At 69.9% G+C, this 21,159-nt stretch carries 19 protein-coding genes; 11 read left to right on the top strand and 8 right to left on the bottom strand.

Features of this window, described 5'->3' with window-relative positions; all coding sequences use genetic code 11:
- The first annotated feature begins 6 nt into the window (after nucleotides 1–6).
- The 3 genes from cphA to ACFYRH_RS14945 are packed head-to-tail and all read left to right on the top strand — an operon-like array spanning nucleotide 7 to nucleotide 4,518.
- Nucleotides 7–2,811: a cyanophycin synthetase gene (gene cphA / locus ACFYRH_RS14955; RefSeq protein ID WP_387773942.1), complete on the top strand. Its 2,805-nt coding sequence runs from the start codon at nucleotides 7–9 to the stop codon at nucleotides 2,809–2,811.
- Nucleotides 2,812–2,833: 22 nt separating this feature from the next.
- Nucleotides 2,834–3,355 (top strand): copper chaperone PCu(A)C, encoded by a 522-nt coding sequence (locus ACFYRH_RS14950; protein WP_387773939.1) that lies wholly within the window; start codon nucleotides 2,834–2,836, stop codon nucleotides 3,353–3,355.
- Nucleotides 3,352–4,518 carry a Dyp-type peroxidase gene (locus ACFYRH_RS14945; RefSeq protein WP_387773936.1) on the top strand — a complete coding sequence of 389 codons (1,167 nt, stop codon included), beginning with the start codon at nucleotides 3,352–3,354 and terminating at the stop codon, nucleotides 4,516–4,518. The genes ACFYRH_RS14950 and ACFYRH_RS14945 overlap by 4 nt, the downstream gene beginning before the upstream one ends.
- Here ACFYRH_RS14945 and ACFYRH_RS14940 read toward each other — a convergent pair.
- From ACFYRH_RS14940 to ACFYRH_RS14920, 5 genes are all read right to left on the bottom strand, one after another.
- Complete coding sequence (locus ACFYRH_RS14940; RefSeq protein WP_387773933.1) at nucleotides 4,507–5,364, bottom strand: hypothetical protein; 858 nt, start codon at nucleotides 5,362–5,364, stop codon at nucleotides 4,507–4,509. The genes ACFYRH_RS14945 and ACFYRH_RS14940 overlap by 12 nt on opposite strands.
- A gap of 48 nt (nucleotides 5,365–5,412) precedes the next feature.
- The gene (locus ACFYRH_RS14935; protein WP_387773930.1) at nucleotides 5,413–7,107 is read right to left on the bottom strand and encodes a Mur ligase family protein; all 1,695 of its coding nucleotides are present in this window, start codon (nucleotides 7,105–7,107) and stop codon (nucleotides 5,413–5,415) included.
- A gap of 165 nt (nucleotides 7,108–7,272) precedes the next feature.
- Nucleotides 7,273–8,049 carry an enoyl-ACP reductase FabI gene (gene fabI / locus ACFYRH_RS14930; RefSeq protein ID WP_387773927.1) on the bottom strand — a complete coding sequence of 259 codons (777 nt, stop codon included), beginning with the start codon at nucleotides 8,047–8,049 and terminating at the stop codon, nucleotides 7,273–7,275.
- 20 nt (nucleotides 8,050–8,069) lie between these two features.
- On the bottom strand, nucleotides 8,070–8,774 hold the full coding sequence (gene fabG, locus ACFYRH_RS14925) for a 3-oxoacyl-[acyl-carrier-protein] reductase (RefSeq protein ID WP_387773924.1): 705 nt from the start codon (nucleotides 8,772–8,774) through the stop codon (nucleotides 8,070–8,072).
- Nucleotides 8,775–8,834: 60 nt separating this feature from the next.
- A complete protein-coding gene (locus ACFYRH_RS14920; protein WP_387773921.1) occupies nucleotides 8,835–9,047 on the bottom strand; it encodes a dodecin in 213 nt (70 codons plus the stop codon).
- 73 nt (nucleotides 9,048–9,120) lie between these two features.
- On the opposite strand from ACFYRH_RS14920, the gene ACFYRH_RS14915 reads away from it, so the two are divergent.
- Together ACFYRH_RS14915 and ACFYRH_RS14910 are read left to right on the top strand one after the other, a co-directional pair.
- On the top strand, nucleotides 9,121–9,492 hold the full coding sequence (locus tag ACFYRH_RS14915; protein WP_387773918.1) for a DUF3099 domain-containing protein: 372 nt from the start codon (nucleotides 9,121–9,123) through the stop codon (nucleotides 9,490–9,492).
- Between the two features lie 181 nt (nucleotides 9,493–9,673).
- Nucleotides 9,674–9,877, top strand: a complete 204-nt coding sequence (locus ACFYRH_RS14910; RefSeq protein WP_387773915.1) for a hypothetical protein — start codon at nucleotides 9,674–9,676, stop codon at nucleotides 9,875–9,877.
- A 95-nt stretch (nucleotides 9,878–9,972) separates the two neighbouring features.
- Here ACFYRH_RS14910 and moaA read toward each other — a convergent pair whose 3' ends face one another.
- Complete coding sequence (moaA, locus tag ACFYRH_RS14905) at nucleotides 9,973–10,992, bottom strand: GTP 3',8-cyclase MoaA (RefSeq protein WP_387773912.1); 1,020 nt, start codon at nucleotides 10,990–10,992, stop codon at nucleotides 9,973–9,975.
- 57 nt (nucleotides 10,993–11,049) lie between these two features.
- Between moaA and ACFYRH_RS14900 the strand changes: the two genes are divergently transcribed.
- The 3 genes from ACFYRH_RS14900 to ACFYRH_RS14890 all read left to right on the top strand — a co-directional run bounded on the left by ACFYRH_RS14900 (nucleotide 11,050) and on the right by ACFYRH_RS14890 (nucleotide 14,451).
- The gene (locus tag ACFYRH_RS14900) at nucleotides 11,050–11,838 is read left to right on the top strand and encodes an SURF1 family protein (RefSeq protein ID WP_387773909.1); all 789 of its coding nucleotides are present in this window, start codon (nucleotides 11,050–11,052) and stop codon (nucleotides 11,836–11,838) included.
- A complete protein-coding gene (locus tag ACFYRH_RS14895) occupies nucleotides 11,768–13,609 on the top strand; it encodes a glycoside hydrolase family 15 protein (RefSeq protein ID WP_387773906.1) in 1,842 nt (613 codons plus the stop codon). Before ACFYRH_RS14900 ends, ACFYRH_RS14895 begins: the two co-directional genes overlap by 71 nt.
- Before the next feature lie 86 nt (nucleotides 13,610–13,695).
- Entirely contained in the window at nucleotides 13,696–14,451 is a 756-nt protein-coding gene (locus ACFYRH_RS14890; RefSeq protein WP_387773903.1) for an SDR family oxidoreductase, read from the top strand.
- Nucleotides 14,452–14,546: 95 nt separating this feature from the next.
- Here ACFYRH_RS14890 and ACFYRH_RS14885 read toward each other — a convergent pair whose 3' ends face one another.
- Together ACFYRH_RS14885 and ACFYRH_RS14880 are read right to left on the bottom strand one after the other, a co-directional pair.
- Nucleotides 14,547–15,020 carry a carboxymuconolactone decarboxylase family protein gene (locus ACFYRH_RS14885; protein WP_387773900.1) on the bottom strand — a complete coding sequence of 158 codons (474 nt, stop codon included), beginning with the start codon at nucleotides 15,018–15,020 and terminating at the stop codon, nucleotides 14,547–14,549.
- Nucleotides 15,021–15,098: 78 nt separating this feature from the next.
- The gene (locus ACFYRH_RS14880; protein WP_387773897.1) at nucleotides 15,099–16,187 is read right to left on the bottom strand and encodes a DNA polymerase domain-containing protein; all 1,089 of its coding nucleotides are present in this window, start codon (nucleotides 16,185–16,187) and stop codon (nucleotides 15,099–15,101) included.
- Nucleotides 16,188–16,347: 160 nt separating this feature from the next.
- On the opposite strand from ACFYRH_RS14880, the gene ACFYRH_RS14875 reads away from it, so the two are divergent.
- The 3 genes from ACFYRH_RS14875 to ACFYRH_RS14865 all read left to right on the top strand — a co-directional run bounded on the left by ACFYRH_RS14875 (nucleotide 16,348) and on the right by ACFYRH_RS14865 (nucleotide 21,139).
- Nucleotides 16,348–17,943, top strand: a complete 1,596-nt coding sequence (locus ACFYRH_RS14875; RefSeq protein WP_387773894.1) for a M4 family metallopeptidase — start codon at nucleotides 16,348–16,350, stop codon at nucleotides 17,941–17,943.
- Nucleotides 17,944–18,042: 99 nt separating this feature from the next.
- Nucleotides 18,043–19,782: an FAD-dependent oxidoreductase gene (locus ACFYRH_RS14870; RefSeq protein WP_387773891.1), complete on the top strand. Its 1,740-nt coding sequence runs from the start codon at nucleotides 18,043–18,045 to the stop codon at nucleotides 19,780–19,782.
- Nucleotides 19,775–21,139 (top strand): adenylate/guanylate cyclase domain-containing protein, encoded by a 1,365-nt coding sequence (locus tag ACFYRH_RS14865; protein ID WP_387773888.1) that lies wholly within the window; start codon nucleotides 19,775–19,777, stop codon nucleotides 21,137–21,139. The genes ACFYRH_RS14870 and ACFYRH_RS14865 overlap by 8 nt, the downstream gene beginning before the upstream one ends.
- The last annotated feature ends 20 nt before the right edge of the window (nucleotides 21,140–21,159 follow it).

Here is a 21,159-nt window from a genome sequence, read left to right as displayed (position 1 = left end):
TTACGGATGACCGACTCGCACGGCACGCCCTCCCCTGACCTCAAGATCATCGAGACCCGCGTCTACCGCGGCCCCAACGTCTGGAGCTACGACCCGGCGATCCACCTGGTCGTCGACCTCGGCTCGCTGGAGAACTTCCCCTCGAACACGATTCCGGGCTTCACCGAGCGGCTGCTCGCCGACCTGCCCAGGCTCGACCAGCACCACTGCTCGCGCGGCCGCCGCGGCGGGTTCATCGAGCGTCTGGACGAAGGCACCTGGCTCGGCCACATCGCCGAGCACGTCGCGCTGCAACTCCAGCAGGAGGCCGGCCACGACATGCGCCGCGGCAAGACGCGCCAGGTCAAGGGATCGCCCGGCGTCTACAACATCACCTACGCGTACGCCGACGAGTCGGTCGGTCTCGCCGCGGGTGAGCTCGCCGTACGGTTCGTGAACCACCTCGTCCAGCCGGACCCGCAGTTCGATTTCACCACCGAGCTGGAGAAGTTCATCAAGCAGGCCGAGCGGACCGCGTTCGGGCCGTCGACGCAGGCGATCGTTGACGAGGCGGTGTCCCGGGACATCCCGTGGATCCGGCTGAACAAGGCCAGCCTGGTGCAGCTCGGCCAGGGCGTGCACGCGAAGCGGATCCGGGCCACGATGACGTCCGAGACCGGGTCGATCGCGGTCGACGTCGCCAGCGACAAGGACCTCACCACCCGGCTGCTCGCGTCGGCCGGGCTGCCGGTGCCGCGGTCGGAGTCGGTTCGCACCGTCGACGAGGCGGTCGCCGTCGCGAACAAGATCGGCTACCCGATCGTGTGCAAGCCGCTCGACGGCAACCACGGCCGCGGAGTCTGCCTGAACCTGCCGGACGCGGACGCGGTCCGGGAGGCGTTCCCGATCGCGGCCGAGCAGTCCCGGCGCGGGTTCGTGATCGTGGAGAACTTCGTCACCGGTAAGGACTACCGGTGCCTGATCATCAACGGCCGGATGGAGGCGATCGCCGAACGCGTGCCCGCGCACGTCGTCGGTGACGGCATCCACACCGTCGCCGAGCTCGTCGACATCACCAACGCCGACCCGCGGCGCGGTGTCGGTCACGAGAAGATCCTGACCCGGATCACGATCAACAACGCGGCCCGGCAGCTGGTCCGCGACCAGGGGTTCGAGCTGGACGACGTACCGCCGGAGGACGTGATGGTGAAGCTGACGCTCACCGGCAACATGTCCACCGGTGGGATCTCCATCGACCGGACCTGGGAGGCGCACCCGGAGAACGTCGAGATCGCCGAGGAGGCGGCCCGGATGATCGGGCTGGACATCGCCGGTATCGACTTCATCTGCCCGGACATCACCCAGCCGGTCCGCGAGACCGGCGGCGCGATCTGCGAGGTGAACGCGGCACCGGGCTTCCGGATGCACACCAACCCGACGATCGGCGAGCCGCAGTACATCGCGAAGCCGGTCGTGGACATGCTGTTCCCGCCGGGCGCGACCAGCCGGATCCCGATCGTCGCGGTGACCGGGACGAACGGCAAGACCACCACCGCGCGGATGATCAGCCACGTGTTCAAGGGTCTCGGCCGCAAGGTCGGGATGACCTCGACCGACGGCATCGTGATCGACGAGCGGCTGGTGATCCGCCAGGACGCGTCCGGGCCGAAGTCCGCGCGGATGGTGCTGCAGAACCCGCGCGTCGACTTCGCGGTGTTCGAGGTGGCCCGCGGCGGGATCCTGCGCGAGGGGCTCGGGTACGAGCGCAACGACGTCGCCGTGGTCCTGAACGTGCAGCCCGACCACCTCGGCCTGCGCGGGATCGAGACGCTCGAACAACTCGCCGACGTGAAGGCGGTGCTGGTCGAGGCGGTGCCGCGGACCGGGTACGCCGTGCTGAACGCCGACGACCCGCTGGTGCGCAAGATGCGCCGGAAGTGTTCGGGACAGGTCGTGTGGTTCAGCATGGCCGAGCCGGGCAGCGAGGTCCGTGACTACATCGAGGGGCACTGCCGGCGCGGCGGGCGGGCGGTCGTCCTGGAGCGGTCCGACCTCGGCGACATGATCGTGGTGAAGCACGGGCGGCGGTCGATGCAGCTCGCGTGGACGCACTTGCTGCCGGCAACGTTCGGCGGGCGGGCGATGATGAACGTGCAGAACGCGATGGCGGCCGCCGCGGCGGCGTTCGCGGCCGGTGCGTCGCTGCACGACATCCGTCAGGGCCTGCGGACGTTCAGTACGTCGTACTATCTGTCGCCCGGGCGGTTGAACGAGATCGACGTCGACGGTCGCAGCGTGATCGTCGACTACTGCCACAACGCGCCGGCGATGCGGATGCTCGGCGACTTCGTGGACCGGATCGGCGAGAGCCTGAGCGCCTCGTCGGAGGTCGGTCGGCCGTCGCGGATCGGTGTGGTCGCGACCGCGGGTGACCGGCGGGACGACGACATCCGTGAACTCGGTGAGGTCGCGGCGCAGCACTTCGACGTGGTCGTCGCCCGCGAGGACGTCCGTCTGCGGGGGCGCAGGCGCGGCGAGTCGGCGGAGCTGGTGGTGGCCGGTGTGAAGGCCGCGATGGACAACGGCGCGCGGTGCCGCCGGGTGGACGTCGTCCTCGACGAGCTGGACGCCGTCCGGTTCGCGCTGGAGCTGTCGAACCCGGGCGATCTCGTCGTGCTCTGCGTCGACCAGCACCAGCAGGTGCTGGCCGAGCTCGAGTCGGTGTCGCACCTGGCGCAGGCCGGGGCGCGGTCGGGCGACGAGGGTGGCGACCCCGACTTCGTCCAACCCGACGAAGAGATCACAGAAGAGGCCGCCCGGGAACTTGCCTAGGGCAAGTCTCGTTGCCCGTTGCGTGAAGACGAAGTTGCTGACGGCCGCGCTCGTCGCGGCCCTGCCGTTCCTGCTGTCCGCCTGTGGCTCCGCGGAGCCCGAGCCGGCTACGCAGGAGGTCGCGACGACCCCAGGCATCCTGGTCGAGGACGCCTGGGTGCGGGCGACGACCGGCGCGAAGGACACCACGATGACGGCCGCGTTCCTGTCCCTGACCAATCCCGGTGACACCGACGTGAAGTTGACCTCGGCAACTTCTCCGGCCGCCGGCGTGGTGCAGCTGCACGAGATGGCCATGCAGGGCGGGAAGATGGTGATGCGCGAGAAGGCGGGCGGGATCACGGTGCCGGCCGGCTCGCACACCCACCTCTCCCCCGGCGGCGACCACATCATGCTGATGTCGCTCGAGCAGCCGCTCGCGCCCGGTGACGAAGTACCGCTGACGCTCAAGTTCTCCGACAACACGACGCATGACCTGAAGGTTCCGGTGAAGGCATTCACCGAGGAGGAAGAGCACTACCACCCCACCCCGACGAGCAAGTGACCAGCCGCCGGCAGTTCTTCGGGTACGCCGGGGCTGCGGCCGCCGGAGCGGCGGCAGGTGGCGGTGTCGTTGTCGCTGTGGGCACCGGCAGCTCTCAGGAGCAGGTCGTTTCGCGGACGATCTCGCCGTACGGCGACCACCAGGCCGGGATAGCCCGCCCGGCGTCGGCCGCGAACGAGTTGGTGGCGTTCAAGCTCGGGACGGATCGGGCCGGGCTCGGCCGGTTGATGCGGTTGTGGAGCAGCGACATCGTCGCGCTGGCCGACGGGCGGGCGGCCCCCGGTGACACCGCTCCGGAGTTGGCGGCGGCGAACAAGAACCTGACCGTGACGGTCGGCTTCGGCCCGCGGGTGTTCACGCTGACCGGCCAGAAGCCGGTCGGCCTGGACGATCTCCCGGTCATGCGGCACGACCGGCTGCAACCCGCCTGGTCCGGCGGGGACCTCCTCGTCATGGTCGGCGCCGACGACGCGGTGAGCGTCGTACACGCCGTACGGCGGCTGATCGCGGACGCGAAACCCTTCGCCACCCCGGTCTGGCGCCAGACCGGCTTCTGGGACGGTACCGGCGCCGACGGCAAACCCGTCACCGGCCGCAACCTCTTCGGTCAGGTCGACGGCACCGGCAACCCCGCCTTCGGTACGCCGGAATTCGACCAGACCGTCTGGTCGGCCGACGGTCCCGACTGGTTCCGCGGCGGCACGATGCTCGTCGTCCGCCGGATCCGGATGAACCTCGACACCTGGGACGAGCTGACCCGCTCCGAACAGGAACGCGCCGTCGGCCGCAAGCTCTCCACCGGCGCACCTCTCACCGGCGCCGCCGAGCACGACGAACTCGACCTCGAGGCCCGCGACGCCGACGGCCGTCCCGTGATCGCCCAGAACGCCCACGCCCGTCTGTCGCACCACTCGGAGAACGACGGCCGCCGGATCTTCCGGAAGGGCCTCAACTACGTCCACGACAGCGGCGCCACCCGCGAGTCCGGCCTGGTCTTCCTGAGCCACCAGGCGAGCGTCTCCGGCCAGTTCCTCCCGCTGCTGACCCGACTGGACGCGGCCGACGCTCTCAACGAGTGGACCACCACGATCGGCTCCGCCGTCTTCGCCCTGCCCCCAGGGTTCCAGCCCGGCGGCTGGCTCGGCCAGCCGCTACTCGGCTGACGCCGCCTGCCTGCGTGCGAAGAGCCGGCGGCGCGGGTCCTCCTGGTCGATCCAGTCCAGGTCGTCGGAGAGTACGGCGTCGTTCGAACGGTCGGCGTACGGGTCAGGTGGGGGCGGCGGTGGCGGGAGCGCGCGGAGCTTGAGCGCGGTCATCGGGATCGCCAGCAGTACACCGACGACCAGCCATGGCCAATACTCGCGGAGCATCGGCTCGAAGGACTGGAAGAACGCCTCGGTGGACGCGTCACCGACCGCGTCCATGGTCTTGCCGGACGAGTTGCTGACCAGCCGGACCGACTCGACGACACCGAACGCCACCAGGTAGAAACCGGCCAGCGGGATCCACGACCCGACCGAGCGCCACCCGCGTTTCCAGCAGGCGACGTACAGCAGCAGCGCGAGACCGGCACCGACAAGCAGACCGTTGAGCTGCCACAGCCAGCGCCACTCGGTCAGCTGCTCGGCGGGGCGGAGCGCCGTCCAGGCCACCGGCAGCGCCAGCGCGAACGCGGCGACCACCGAGCTTCTGGTGCCCAGGGCACCGAAGAACGCACCGAGAGCGCTTGCCACCAGCAAGGTGATCAGCAGGTTCCGGTCGGAGAACGAGTTGCCGCTCAGCCACCACAGACCCCCGGCGACCACCAGCACCAGCGGTACCGCGATCCGAACCCGCGCGACCAACAGGCCGGCCAGCACGCCGCCCGCGAACCCGCCGAGCAGCACCAGGTCGACGCGGGGCGGCACGAACATCGTCGTACCCTCCGGCAACCCCTTCAGGTACGTCGCGGAGAAGCCGCCCACGAACCAGGCGACCACCGCGGCCGGGACCGACCACAGGTAGCGCATCGCAACCCCGTTCCCGCCCCAACCGGCCCGTGCGGTGGGCGGACGGGGCTAGCGCTGGGCTCTCTCGACCTTGCTCTTCAAGGTCTCCGGTGTGTCGACAGTAGCTCCCTCGGACCGCAACCAGGCGTCAAGACTCGCCCGATGCTGCAGAGACATCACCGCCACCACGTCCCCGGCCCGCGCCTCCGCGGCCAGCGCCTGCGCCGCGGCCAGCTCGGTCGGGTACGCCGGTACGTCGTCCACGCCTACCGACGCGGCGCCCGCCCGGAACACCGCCTCGAGCTCCTCCGGCGGCCGGCCGCGCAGGTACTCGTCCTTGTGCCCGATCGCGATCTTGTCGGTCGCCCGGGCACCCATCGCACCGAGCGCCGCGACCATGTCGTCGGCCCGGTCACCGGGCGAGCCGAGCGCCAGCATCAGCCGGCCGCCGTCCGGCCGGACGCCGTTCATGATCTCGAGCAGCGCCTCCAGCCCGGCCTCGTTGTGCGCGAGGTCGATGACGACGGTGAAGTCGCGCAGCGAGTACATGTTCATCCGGCCGGGGTTGTTCTCGTTCGGTGCGAACGTGCTCAGCCCCTCGATCACCGCCGCCCGCGGCAGCCCGAGTCCGAGCGCCGCCGACGCCGCGGCCAGCGTGTTCTCCACGTTGTAGTGCGACAGGCCCGACAGGGTCATCGGGACGTCGACCACCTTGAGCAACGGCTCCGGGTCGCGGGCCTGGTCGAGCACGGTGACGAACCCGTCCAGCACGGTCGTCGCCCGGCCGCCCTCGTCCAGCACGGTGCGGATCGACGGCGAGTCGGGGTCCCGCGAGAACACCCAGCACTTGGCCGGCGAGCCGAGCCGCATGGCGAACGTCCGCGGGTCGTCGCCGTTCACCACACACCAGCCGCGCGGGCGGGTGATCTGGGTGATGACCGCCTTCACCTCGGCGAGCTGGTCGACGGTGTCGATCCCGCCCAGGCCTAGGTGGTCCGCGGTGACGTTGGTGACCACCGAGACGTCGTTGTACGCGATACCGATGCCGCGGCGCAGGATCCCGCCCCGGGCGGTCTCGGTCACCGCGAGCTGGATGCCGGGCTGGGACAGCACCTGTCCCGCGCCACTCGGACCGGAGAAGTCGCCGTACTTGACCAGCTCGCCGTCGAAGTAGACGCCGTCGGTACTCGACCAGCCGACGTGCAGGCCGGCGGCGCGGCCGATGTGGGCGATCATCCGCGACGTCGTGGTCTTGCCGTTCGTGCCGGTGACCGCGACGACCGGGACCTTCGGCCGGATCGTCGGCGGCGGGTTGCCGGGCGGCTCGTCCCGCACCCGCTCGCCCACGGCCGTGAACAGCTCGGACAGGTCGGCCGGGTGATCGGGACCGAACGCGTCCAGCACCTCGACGATGGCCGCGCCGAGCGCCCGCGCCCGGCCCTCGTGAGCCCACGGGAACGCGACCACGAGCCGCCGTACGTCGGACTCCGGGCGCACCCGGACGCCGATCCGCCCGATGCCCGCCTCGCGCGCGATCCGGCGTACGACGTGACCCGCGACGCGGATCGCGAACCGCTGCCGGAATCCGGACCCGATCCGCCCCGGCCGGGTACTACCGAGCCCGATCGCCTGCGCGTACGCCTTCGCCGCCGGCGCGGGCGCGTCCACCAGCGCCGCCACGTCCAGCGTCAGCTTGATCGCGGCACGACTGAAGTAGAGGTTGGCTCCGTCCAGGACGCGGAGCTCCACCAGCGAAGTGCCCACTAGGAGATGCCTCCCGATCCTGTGCAGTCGCGAGCATGTGCTCGGGGGTGTAGCTCGGTGTGCTGGGGCGAAGGGTTCGATGCGGAGCATCGTGCCCTTTGCCCCAGTGCAGCGAGATGCGCCGCCGAGCGCAGCGCAGCACGCACAGGATCGGGAGACATCTCCTCACGCTCCCATCGCGTGGTAGCCGCCGTCGACGTGCACGATCTCGCCGGTGGTCGCGGGGAAGAAGTCACTGAGCAGGCCGACGATGGTCCGTCCGGTCGGCTCCAGGTCGGACGGGTCCCAGCCCAGCGGGGCGCGGTCCAGCCACGGCTCCTCGAACTTCTCGAAGCCCGGGATCGCCTTCGCGGCCAGCGTCTTCAGCGGACCGGCCGATACCAGGTTGCACCGGATCCCCTGCGCACCGAGATCCCGCGCGAGGTACCGGTTGGTCGACTCGAGCGCCGCCTTCGCGACCCCCATCCAGTCGTACCCCGGCCAGGCGACCGTCGCGTCGAACGTCATCCCGACGACGCTGCCACCGCGGCCCATCAGCGGCGCGCAGGTCACGGCCAGCGCCTTCAGGCTGTACGCCGACACGTGCACCGCCTGCGCCACGTCGTCCCACGGCCCGTCCAGGAACTTGCCACCGAGGATCGTCTCCGGGTTCCCGTAGGCGATCGAGTGCACGACGCCGTCCAGCCCGTCGACATGTTCGCGGACGGCGTCCGGCAGTGCGGCCAGGTGCTCGGCGTTCGTGACGTCGAGTTCCAGCACCGGAGGCTCGCTCGGCAGCCGCTTGGCGATCCGCTTGGTGATGCTCAGCGCACGGCCGAAGTTGGAGATCAGCACGGTCCCACCCTGTTCCTGCGCCACTTTCGCGGTCGCGAAACCGATCGAGGTGTCGAGCGTGACGCCCGCGACCAGGATGCGTTTGCCGTCGAGGATGCCCACCGGCATGCCCTTTCTCGAGGGGTGAGTTAGTTGCCCATACCGATGCCGCCGTCGACCGGGATCACCGCACCGGTGATGTACCCGGCCTCCTCCGACGACAACCAGCGGACCGCGTTCGCGATCTCCTCGCTGAGCCCGAACCGGCCGAGCGGGATCTGGCTCAGGTATTGCTTCTGGGTCTCTTCCGGCAGTACGGCGGTCATGTCGGTCTCGACGAACCCGGGGGCGACCACGTTCGCGGTGATACCGCGGCCGCCGAGCTCGCGCGCGATCGACCGGGCCATCCCGATCAGTCCCGACTTGCTGGCCGCATAGTTCACCTGGCCCGGCGAGCCGAGCAGGCCGACCACCGACGAGATGAACACGATCCGTCCCTTGCGCAGCCGCAGCATGCCCTTCGCGGCACGGCGCGCGACCCGGAACGACCCGGTCAGGTTGGTCTGCAGGACGGCGTCCCAGTCGTCGTCGGACATCCGCAGCAGCAGGGTGTCCCGGGTGATGCCGGCGTTCGCCACCAGCACCTCCACCGGGCCCTGCTGCTCCTGGATGGTCTCGAAGGCAGCGTCGACCTGCTCCTGGTCGGTGATGTCGCACTTGACCGCCAGGAAGCCGTCCGGCGGCGGGCTGGAGTTGTAGGTCACGGCGACCTGGTCACCGGCCTCCTTGAACGCCATGGCGATCGCCAACCCGATCCCCCGGTTGCCTCCGGTCACCAGCACAGACCTGCCCACAAGCCCTCCTCACGTCGTCGGTCGGAGGAACGCTATCCCACTGGGCAGCGCGCTGATGACTTAGGAGTCTTCGAGCCGGAAACCGACCTTCATGCCGACCTGGTAGTGGTCGACCTGGTTGTCGACGAGGTGACCGCGGATCTCGGTGACCTCGAACCAGTCGAGGTGCCGCAGGGTCTCGCCGGCCCGTTCGAGGCCGTTGGTGATGGCCTGGTTGAGGCCCTCTTTCGAAGTGCCCACGATCTCGGTGACGCGGTAGGTGCGATCGGTCATTGGCCGTTCCTCTCCATCCAGCTGCGCGCGGGCGGACGACGCGGCGTACCGTTGTTCCTGGTGAGGAGGATAGATGTCGAGACGCCATGAGCGGAGTGCCGAGCACGTCATTTCGGTGACGAGCGCGCAGCCCGGGCGGTCCGAGGACCTGGACAGCCGGATCGTTCGCTACGCGTGGATGATGTCGATCCGGATCGTGTGCTTCGTCCTCGCCGTGCTGACCCCGTCGCCGTGGCGCTGGCTGTTCGTCGTCGGCGCGATCGCCCTGCCGTACTTCGCGGTGGTGCTGGCGAACGCCCACCGGTCCTCGACGGAGCCCGCCGCGGACCCCTACATCGCGCCGGCGCGGCCCGCGATCGGGGAGCGTCCGACGGTCGTCGTACCTGCCGAGGAAGAGGCTCGTCAGGAGCCTCGTGACGAGCGCCGGACCGACACCGAAAAGTGATCTGTGCCGGGACTGGAAAACTTGTGCTGATTCGTGTCAGAATCTCCCGCGTGCTCTGAAACTCACGAGTGGAATTCAGAGACTTGATGCGGCGTCGGACGGCTCCCCCCGTGGCTGTCCGACGTCGCTTCATTTTGCCCGGGCTATTGATTACTGAGGCATCAGGAATGCAGAGGAATGGATGACTGAAGACGCCTCACCGGCCACCTGCTCCGCCAAGGGCTGCGGCAACGCCGCTACCTGGGCCCTGCTGTGGAACAACCCGAAGATCCACACCCCGGACCGGCGGAAGACCTGGCTCGCCTGTGACGAACACAAGGAGAGCTTGTCCGACTTCCTCGGCCGGCGCTCATTCCTGCGCGAGGTCGAATCATTCAGCGGGTGAATGCGCGACACCGAAAAAGCACATTTCCGGATTGGGCCGGTATCGCAACGGGTATCGCGGCAGGTTTCGCGAGCGGTTTCGTGGGCGGAGCGCGTTCAGCCGCCGATCGCTGACATCGGTCGCGCCGGCTGCAGGAAGCTCGGGTCGTTGATGCCGTGACCCGGCAGTTTGTTCCGCAGCGCGCGGCGCCAGCGGTCGGCCAGCTCGGCGTCGCCGGCGCCGGCCCGCAGCGCGGTCCGCAGGTCGGACTCGGTGCGCGCGAACAGGCAGTCCCGGACCTGGCCGTCGGCGGTCAGCCGGACCCGGTCGCAGTCGCCGCAGAACGGCCGGGTGACCGAAGCGATGATGCCGACCGTCCGCGGCCCGCCGTCGACCAGGAACGACTCGGCCGGGGCGCTGCCGCGTTTCGAGGCGTCGTCCGGCGTGAGCGCGAACCGGGCGCCGAGTTTGTCGAGGATCTCGTCCGCGGTCACCATCGTCGACCGGTCCCAGCCGTGTTGCGCGTCCAGCGGCATTTGCTCGATGAACCGCAGTTCGTAGCCGCGCTCGAGACAGAACTCCAGCAATTGCGGCGCTTGCTCGTCATTCACGCCGCGCATGAGGACCGCGTTCACCTTCACCGGCGTGAGACCGGCGTCGTGGGCCGCCTCGAGACCGGCGATCACGTCCTTCAACCGGTCCCGGCGGGTGAGCCGCCGGAAGGTCTCCGGGTCGACCGTGTCGAGGCTCACATTCACCCGGTCCAGGCCCGCCTGCTTCAGCGCTTCGGCCTGCCGTGACAGACCGATCCCGTTGGTGGTCAGCGACACCTCCGGGCGGGGCGCGAGGGCCGTCGTACGGGCGACGATGCCGACCAGACCGCGGCGCAGCAGCGGTTCGCCGCCGGTGAAGCGGATCTCGTTCACGCCCAGGTGGGTGGCGGCCACCGAGACCAGGCGGACCACCTCGTCGTCGGTGAGCAGCTCGGGCTTGCCGAGCCAGTCGAGACCCTCCTCCGGCATGCAGTACGTGCAGCGCAGGTTGCAGCGGTCGGTGAGTGAGACGCGGAGGTCCGTGGCGACCCGGCCGTACCGGTCCGCCAGCCCCGTCGACGTGACTTCCTCGATCGCCGTCATCCCCTCAGCGTACGTGCCGCGCGTCCGGCATTTCAGGGCATGGCTTAAGTTCGAGACGTGGGTCGCTTGATGAATGTCCGCTGGCTGGCCGCCGCGCTGGGAGTCCTCGTGCTCGCCGCGGTGTGCGTGCAGCTCGGCCGTTGGCAGTTCCACCGCCTCGACGAGCGCAAAGCGCGCAACGAGGTCACCCGGACCAATCTGGCCGCCGCGCCGGCGCCGATCGACCAGATCCTCGGGCCGCAGGGCGTCGTCGGCGACCAGCACGCCTGGCGCACCGCTGTCGTCAAGGGCCGGTACGACGCCTCGAAACAGGTGATCCTCAAGTACCGCAACGTCGAGGACAAACCCGGGTTCGAGATCGTCACGCCGCTGGTCCTGGCCGACGGGAAGGCGGTCCTGGTCGACCGTGGGTTCCTGGCGCGGCAGAGCTCGGAGCTGATGCCGCTGCACGTTCCCGCCGTACCGGCCGGTGAGGTGACGGTCACCGGCCGCCTGCAGCGCAGCGAACGCGGCGGCCACACCAACGGCGGCACACCGGACGACGGTACGGCGCGACTCATCAACGGACCCGACTACGCGAAGGTCCTCGGGCTGAACCTGTACGACGGGTACCTGACCGTCGAGAAGCAGGAGCCGGCCAACGACGCCGCCTTCGCCGGTTTCCCGGGGCCGGAGATCGACGACGGGCCGCACTTCTTCTACGCCCTGCAGTGGTTCTTCTTCGCCCTGCTGGCCATCGGTGGTCTGGTCTACTTCTCCCGACAGGAGGTGCGCGGTGGCAAGTCCACGGACGCCGGACCTGAAGTCGCCGAGCGGCCGCAGGCGCACGCCGGAGCGCCGGATTGAGGACTACGCGCTGATCGGTGACCTGCAGACCGCCGCTCTGGTGTCGAAGCAGGGATCGATCGACTGGCTGTGCCTGCCGCGGTTCGACTCGCCGGCCTGCTTCGCGGCGCTGCTCGGCAGCGACGACAACGGGCACTGGCGGATCGCGCCCCGGGCCGCGGACGCCGTCAGCACCCGCCGGTACCGCGGCGACACGATGGTCCTGGAGACCGAGTGGAGTACGCCCGGCGGGACCGTCCGGGTGATCGACTTCATGCCACCCCGGGACGCGGCGCCGGACGTCGTACGGATCGTCGAGGGTGTCAGTGGGTCGGTGGATCTGCGGTCCGAGCTGAGGCTGCGGTTCGACTACGGCCACGTCGTTCCGTGGGTACGGCGCTCCGACGGACAGGTGGACGCGATCGCGGGACCGGACGCGGTCTCGTTGCGGTCCGACGTACACCAGTACGGGCGCGACCTCGCGACGTACTCGGACTTCCGGGTCTCCGACGGCGACCGGGCCTGGTTCGTGCTGACGTGGCATCCGTCGCACCACCCGGTCCCGGAGCCGACGGACGCGCTCGGGTCGCTGGAACCGACCGAATCGTTCTGGACCGACTGGGTCGCGCGCAGCACCAGTTCGATCACCGTCGGCGCGGAGGTCACCCGCTCGGTGCTGACGCTGAAGGCGCTCACCTATGCGCCGTCGGGTGGCATCGTGGCGGCGCCGACCACGTCGCTCCCCGAAACCCTCGGCGGCGCGCGGAACTGGGACTACCGGTACTGCTGGTTGCGGGACGCAACGATGACGCTGGCCGCGATGCTGCGCTGCGGCTACACCGACGAGGCACAGGCCTGGCGCGACTGGCTGCTGCGCGCGATCGCAGGCTCCCCCGAGGACCTCCAGATCATGTACGGCGTGACCGGCGAGCGCCGGCTCACCGAATTCGAAGCCCCCTGGCTGGCGGGGTTCGCGGACTCGGCGCCGGTACGGATCGGGAACGCGGCCGCCGAGCAACTGCAGATCGACGTCTACGGCGAGGTGATGGACGTCCTGGCCCTCGCTCGCGAGTCGCAGCTCGGGCCGAGCGAGGACGCGTGGGCGGTACAGCGCGGCCTGATGCAGCACCTCGAGGAGGTGTGGGACCAGCCCGACCAGGGAATCTGGGAGGTCCGCGGCGAGCGGCAGCACTTCACCTACTCGAAAGTGATGGCGTGGGTGGCCTTCGACCGTGCCGCGCGGGCGGTCGAGCGGTTCGGGCTGAGTGGGCCGGCCAGAAAGTGGCGGGCGCGCGCGAACGAGATCCACCGGGCCGTCTGCGAGCAGGCGTTCGACGCGGAGCGGAACACGTTCACCCAGGCGTACGGGAGCAAGGCGCTCGATGCGGCCGTACTGCTGATCCCGCAGGTCGGGTTCCTGCCCGCCGACGACCCGCGGGTGGTCGGGACCGTGGACGCGGTCCAGGAAGAACTGGCCGCGGACGGGTTGGTCCGCCGGTACCTGACCGAGCAGACCGACGACGGCCAGCAGGGCGGCGAGGGCACGTTCCTGATCTGCTCGTTCTGGCTGGCCGACGCGCTGGCAATGACCGGGCGGGTCGGCGAGGCCCGGGACCTGTACGAGCAGCTCGTTGCCCTTCGCAACGACGTCGGACTGCTCGCGGAGGAGTACGACGCGACCACGGGACGGATGCTCGGGAACTTCCCGCAGGCGTTCTCGCACCTCGGCCTGGTGAACACCGCGTGGCACCTGACCACCGCCGAGTCACCATTACGGCGCTCGGCGTACTAGGAATCGCGCGCCGGGGCGACCGGTTCTTGCCGTCGGCCACGAACGGTCGAGGTGCGCGCCGGGGTGCGGTGCGGCAGGATGGTGCCGTGGACCTCGGACTGCGCGATCGCACCTACATCGTCACCGGCGCCAGCGCCGGACTCGGCTTCGCCACCGCGAAGGCTCTTGCCGCCGAAGGCGCCCGGCTGGTGATCTCCAGCCGCAACGAGGAGTCGATCGCGCGGGCCGCCGCCGAGCTCGGCCCGAACGTCGTCGGGATCCCGGTCGACAACGCCGAGCCGGACAGCGCGGAGCGGCTCGCGGCGACCGCGATCGCCAAGTGGGGCGAGCTGCACGGAGCCCTGATCAGTGTCGGCGGTCCCCGCCCCGGCACCGCGCTGGACACCGACGAGGAGGACTGGCGGGCGGCCTTCGACAGCGTGTTCCTCGGCAGCCTCCGGATCGCCCGCGCCGTCGCCCGGGCCGGCGCGGACGGCACGTCGATCGCGTTCGTGCTGTCGTCGTCGGTGAAGTCCCCGATCAACGGGCTGGCGATCTCGAACGGTCTCCGGCCCGGCCTGGCGATGGTCGCGAAGACGCTCGCCGACGAGCTCGGCCCGAACGGCATCCGCGTGAACGGCCTGATGCCGGGCCGGATCGCCACCGACCGCCTGAAGGAACTCGACGGCAAGGGCGGCGACCCGGATGCGGCCCGGCGCGCCTCGGAGAAGACCATCCCGTTACGCCGCTACGGCACACCCGACGAGTTCGGGCGGGTCGCCGCCTTCGTCCTCTCCCCCGCCGCCTCCTACCTGACCGGCACCATCATCCCGGTCGACGGCGGGGCGCTCCGCACGATCTGAGGGTTGCCCACTTAGCCAGGGGGTTGCCCACTCAGCGACTGGGTTGCCCCCTCGGATTCTCAGGGGGCAACCCGCCAGCTCGCCAGGCAGGCGCATCAGCCCCACTGGCCGGGGACGTAGTCGCCGGCCGGCTGCTGGGTGATGATGTTCAGGCGGTTCCAGGTGTTGATGCCGGCGACCGCGGCGACCAGCGCGGCCGTCTGCTCCTCGTTGTAGTGCTTCGTGATCTCCAGCCACACGTCGTCGGGGACACCGCCGGCGGAGTCGGCGATGCGGGTACCGGCTTCGGCGAGCGCCAGCGCTGCGCGCTCCGCCTCGGTGTAGACGGTCGCCTCCCGCCAGGCGGCGACGAGGTTGATCCGCACCGCGGTCTCGCCGTGGTGGGCGAGGTCCTTCGAGTGCATGTCGACGCAGACCGCGCAGCCGTTGATCTGGCTGACCCGTAGGTCGATCAGCTCGAGGGTGCGCAGCGGGACGCCGGCGTCCATCGCGACCCTGGCCGCGGAGTTGAGGTGCTTGATGAACTTGGTGAGGACCGGGTTGGTGAACAGGTCCAGACGTGCATTCATAACAGGTGTCTCCTTGCGAATGAACGTGTTGACGTCCATCCGACGAGGCAGCCCCGCGCAGTGTGAGTCCGGGACGTGTCAGTCCGGGATTCTGTTGCCGTGTTCGTCCCAGTGCTCGGCGACCTTCTTGCTCGGTTGCACACGCGGCGGCTCGCCCGGCATCTTCGGGTAGTCCGGCGGGAAGTTCAGCTCACCGCCGGGCAGGTCCTCCCACAGCCGCAGCAAGACGTCGAGCGAGTACGCCGTGTCGTCCATGTCCGCCCACGGGTCGCCGTCGGCGAGGTACTCCGGAACTGTGTGCAGGTTGAACGCCCGCGGGTCGTCGACCTCGGCCAGCCGTTCCCACGTCATCGGAGTGCTCACCGGAGCTCCCGGTCGGGGCCGCAGCGACCAGGCGCCGGCGACCGTCCGGTCGCGCAGGTTCTGGTTGAAGTCCAGGAAGATCGACGCGTCGCCGCGCTCTTCCTTCCACCAGGCCGTCGTGACGCCGTCGTCGCGCCGCTCGAGCTCACGCCCCAGACCGATCGCGGCGTGCCGGACGTCGTCGAACGACCACTCCGGGCGGATCCGCACGTAGATGTGGATCCCCCGGTTGCCGCTCGTCTTCGGATACCCGCGCAGCCCCAGCTCCTCCAGCAATTCGCGCGCGACGCCGGCCACCCGCCGGGCGTCCGCGAAGGTTGCACCGGGCTGTGGATCGAGGTCGATGCGCAGCTCGTCCGGACGGTCGAGGTCGCCCTTCCGCACCGCCCAGGGGTGGAACGTCAGCGTGCCCATCTGCGCCGCCCACACCGCGGCGGCGATCTCGGTCAGGCAAAGCTCGTCGATCGGCCGGTTGTTCGGCGTCAGCACCCGGCACGTCTCGAGCCAGTCCGGCGCGCCTTTCGGCAGCCGCTTCGAGTAGAACCCGTCGCCGGTCTGGCGGCCGACCGCGTCCACCGACAGCGTCATCCCCTCGCGCCATCCGCCGGGCCAGCGCTCCAGCGCGACCGGCCGGTCGCCGGAGGCGTGCATGAACGCGGACTGCACCGCGATGAAGTACTCGCACACCTGGAGCTTCGTGACCTCTGGAGCCCAGTCGGTCGCCTCGTACACGATCCGCTCGGGGCTGGAGACCCGGACCTCCCGGTCCCCCGCGGTGACGACCACCGCTGTGCTCTTCGCCATGCCGAGACGGTATCGCCCCGGACCGGCCAATTCCGTCGGCCACGGGGCGGAAAGACAAGTTTTCTCGACCCCTGGCCACGCCAGGTGACCGAGCGGTAACGTTCCAGCACCTCGTTCCTGGGGCGTGAGGCCTCCGGGACACCTGACAAGGAGCGCGAGGATGAACAGATCCGCCCTGTTCGCCGCTGCGACTGCAGTGGCGACCACCACCGCCCTCGGACTGACCAGCGCCACGACCGCGACCGGCGCGCCGACGGCGTCACCTGTCCCCTCTCCCGCCGCAGCCGTCGCCAAGGCCCGGACGGCGATCACGAGTCACCTGACCACGCTGCGGGCCACCACGGCCGACACGTTCGTGGTCAAGGACGTGATCGTCGACAAGGACGGTTCCAGCCATGTCCGGATGGACCGCACGATCGGAGGCCTCCAGGTGCTCGGCGGCGACGTCGTCGTCCACCAGGCCGCGGACGGCGCCTTCAAGGGCGCCAGCCTGACTCTGAGCCGGAGCGCGAATGTCGCCCGTACGCCGAAGGTCAGCGTCGCGACCGCCACCTCCAAGGCGCTCACCAAGGGCCTGAAGAGCGAAGGCAAGCCGAGTCTGGTGATCGAGGCCCGCAAGGGCGCACCCCGGCTGGCCTACCTGGTCACCACAGCCGGCACCCAGGCCGACGGTACGCCGAGCCGCGTCACCACCACGATCGACGCCCTGACTGGTGCGAAGCTGGTCAGCGAGCAGCACATCGAGACCGCGACCGGCGACGGCAAGAGCCTGTACTCGGGGACCGTGCCGCTCCAGACGAGCACCGCGACCGGTGGCTTCACGCTGACCGACGCGACCCGCGGCAACGGCTTCACCGCCGACGCGAACAACAAGACCGACTCGATCCTGTGCCAGCTGTTCCAGCTCGGCTGCCCGGCGCCGACGAAGTTCGTCGACGCCGATAACCACTGGGGCACCGGCAGCAACACGGACCGGGCCACCGCCGCCGTCGACGCGCACTACGGCGCCGCCACCACGTTCGACTACTACAAGTCCGTGCACGGCCGGAACGGCATCTTCGGCGACGGCAAGGGCGTCCCGAGCCGCGTCCACTACGGCTCGAACTACGTGAACGCCTTCTGGGACGGCAAGCAGATGACGTACGGCGACGGTGACAACGTCGCCGCCGGTCCGCTCGTCTCGCTCGACGTGGCCGGCCACGAGATGTCCCACGGCGTCACCGAGCACACCGCGAACCTCACGTACTCCGGTGAGTCCGGCGGCCTGAACGAGGCGACCAGCGACATCTTCGGCACCCTGGTCGAGTTCTACGCGAACAACACCTCGGACCCCGGTGACTACTACATCGGCGAGAAGATCATGAAGGACCGCCCGGCGCTGCGCTTCATGGACAAGCCGAGCAAGGACGGTACGTCGCCGGACTGCTACTCCTCCGACGTCGGCAATCTGGACGTGCACTACTCGTCCGCGATCGCGAACCACTTCGCGTACCTGCTCGCCGAGGGCACCGGTGCGAAGACGATCGGCGGGCTGCCGCACAACGGGCCGACCTGCAACGGCTCGACGCTGACCGGCATCGGCCACGACAAGCTCGGCAAGATCTGGTTCCGCGCGCTGACGACGTACATGACCAGCGGTACGACGTACGCGCAGGCCCGGACCGCGACGCTGAACGCTGCCACCGACCTCTACGGCGCGAGCAGCGCCGAGAAGGCAGCGGTCGCCGCGGCCTGGTCCGCTGTCAGCGTGAACTGACGCTGTTTTCGCCGGTCCTGTCCCACTGGGGTGGGCAGGGCCGGCGAACAAACGTTTTGAGCATTGCCACGACGGTGGCGCGGACCTACCGTCACAACCATGGGTGGGGAACCCGGGGGCGCTGTCGAGCAGCGGCCGCAACTGCGTGCGGCCCGGCCGTTGCTGCTGGTCGTCGACGCCGACCCGGAACGGCTGGAACGCTGTGAGACCGAGCTCGACCGAGCCTTCGGCGTCGACTTCCGGGTTCGCGGCGAGCTGACCGCGGCCGCCGCGATCACTTGCCTACAGCAAGCACACGACTGGGAACAGCGGGTCGCGGTGGTGCTGGTGGACCACGCGCTGAGCGACGACGATCGGGCCCGCATCCTCGCGACGTCCCGGACCGCGCATCCGGACGCGCGGCGGGCGCTGCTGATCGAGTGGGGTGCCTGGGCGGACCGTACGACGGCCTCGGCGATCCTGTCCGCGATGTCGGTGGGCGACATCAACTACTACGTGCTCAAGCCGTGGACCGTCCGCGACGAGTTGTTCCACCGGACCGTCGCCGAGTTCATCCAGGAGTGGTCGCGGTACGAGGTCGCGAACCTGCGGGAAGTGGTCGTGATCGCCGCGGAGAACTCGGTGCGTGGGCAGGCGATCCGCAGTCTGCTGGCCCGCAACGGGATCCCGAGCGCGTTCCGGCCGAGCGGGTCGAGTCTCGCGAACGACGCGCTGGAGTTCATCGGCGAGCCGGATCCCGGGTCCGGGGTCCTGGTCTGGATGCCCGCGATCGGCGGGCCGGTGCTGCACGACCCGACCGACGCGGAGATCGCCGAAGCGTGGGGCGTACCAACGACCTTGGAGTCCGCCGACACCACGTTCGACGTGCTGGTGATCGGCGCCGGGCCGGGTGGGCTCGCGACCGCGGTGTACGCGTCGTCCGAGGGGTTGCGGACGCTCGTCGTGGAGCGGGAGTCGATCGGCGGCCAGGCCGGGACGAGCTCGCTGATCCGCAACTACCTGGGGTTCTCGCGCGGCATCCGCGGGTCCGAGCTGGCGCAGCGCGGATATCAGCAGGCCTGGGTGTTCGGCGCGCACTTCGTGCTGATGCGGACGATCGAGAAGCTCGAGCAGCAGGACGGACAGTTCCGTGCGGTGATCGGTGACGTGGGCGCGGTGACCGCGCGCGCCGTGGTCCTGGCGATGGGGGTGTCGTACCGGCGTCTCGAAGTACCGGCACTGGAAGCGCTGGTCGGGAACGGCGTGTACTACGGCGCGAGCGTCTCGGAGGCCCACGGGTTGAAGGGCCGGGACGCGTGCGTGGTCGGCGGCGGGAACTCTGCCGGGCAGGCCGTCATTCACCTGGCTCGCTACTGCCGGCACGTCCTGCTGGTGATCCGCGGCGAAGACCTGACGGCGAGCATGTCGCAGTACCTCATCGACGCCATCGACGCGGCGCAGAACGTGAGCGTGCGGGCGTCCAGCGAGGTCGTCGACGGCGGCGGCGAGGACGGGCGGCTCCAGCATGTGACGCTGCGGGACCGCCGGACCGGCGCCGAGGAGTCGATCCCGGTCGACGGGTTGTTCGTGATGATCGGCGCGGTGCCGGGGACCGACTGGCTGCCGGATCAGGTGGCTCGCGACCACCGCGGATTCGTACTCACCGGCGCGGATGCCGGCGTGAATCCGCTGTGGGACGCGGGCCGGCCGCCACAGCCCTACGAGACGACGTTGGCCGGTGTGTTCGCCGTCGGGGACGTGCGGTCCGGGTCGGTCAAGCGGGTGGCTTCGGCCGTGGGCGAAGGGTCCGTGGTGGTGTCACAGATCCACGCCCACCTCAAGGTCTCGGCGGATGGCTGACCGCCGCTTCGTCTACACGCCGGCCATGGTTGGCGTGACCGCCTTGGTCCTCCTGCTCCCGATCGCCGGCCTCGGTCTGCTACTCGAAAAATCCCAGCTGGACGTGCATTGGGAACATCATCCGACGCATTTCTGGCTGGTGCTGCTCACCGCCGCATTGGCTGCCGTGCTGGCCTACGCGACCGGCGCGGCGGCGCTCCGTCGTGGTGACGCGCGCGTGTTGTTCGTCTCGCTCACCTTCCTGTCCGCGGCCGGGTTCCTCGGGTTGCACGCGCTCGCGACACCGAAGGTCCTCCTCGACACGCCGAACGCCGGCTTCACCCTTGCGACGCCGGTGGGTGTCGCAATCGGGTCGGTTTTCGCGTTCTTGTCGAGTCTGTCGATCTCCGGCGTCAAGTGGGGCCGCAGGCTGCGAGCCGGCTTGCTGGTGCTGATGGCCTGCTGGGCAGCGGCGTCGGTCCTGCGGTTGCCGCCGTTGCACGGCACGTCCGTCCCCGAAGTTGCCGACGGCATCCTGGCGACGCTCGCCGTACCGGCGGTGCTCCTGTACGGCGTGGCCGCGGGCCGCTACCTGCGGACGTGGTGGGAGCGGCCGTCGCTGATGCTGCTGTCGATGATCGCGGCGTTCGTGCTGCTCGGTGAGGCGATGATCGCGCTGGCGTTCGCGCGGAACTGGGCGCTGTCCTGGTGGGAGTGGCATGCGCTCCTGCTGCTCGCGGTCGTGCTGGTCGTCGCCGGGGTGCGGATGCAGTGGTACGAGGAGCGGTTCGCGGACCTGTACCAGGAGGACACGGTCTCCGGGCGGCGCGAGCTGAGCGTGCTGTTCGCGGACCTGGAGGGCTTCACGTCGTTCTCCGAGAACCACGACCCGGCCGAGGTCACGACGATGCTCAACACGTACTTCGAGGTCGTCGTACCCCCGGTTGTCCGGCGCCACGGCGGCGACGTCGACCGGATCATCGGCGACGCGCTGATGGTCACGTTCAACAAGCGCGGGGACCAGCCCGACCACGCGGTCCGGGCGGCCGCGGCCGGGCTCGCGCTGCAGGAGGCGGCGGCCGGGGTCCGGGCCGCGCATCCGAACTGGCCGCGGTTCCGGGTCGGGATCAACTCCGGGATCGCGTCGGTGAGCCTGCTCGGCACCGAGGGCGGCCGCACGCACACGGTCATCGGCGACACGGTCAACGTCGCCTCCCGGATCGAGGGGAAGGCACCCGGCGGTGGTGTGGCGATCGGCGCGGCGACCAAGGCACAGTTGCCGACGGCGCGCACCGAGTCGCTCGGGATGCTCGCGCTGAAGGGCAAGGCCGAGCCGGTGGAGGTGTACCACCTCCTCGAGCTGTCACCGCGCGAATGATCACCCGTGCCTTTCGCGCG

Origin of the sequence: Kribbella sp. NPDC004875 (genome assembly GCF_042873375.1) — a bacterium.
Taxonomy (GTDB): Bacteria; Actinomycetota; Actinomycetes; order Propionibacteriales; family Kribbellaceae; genus Kribbella.
Note: the sequence above shows the minus strand (reverse complement) of the source record. Positions and strands in the feature narration are given on the sequence as shown.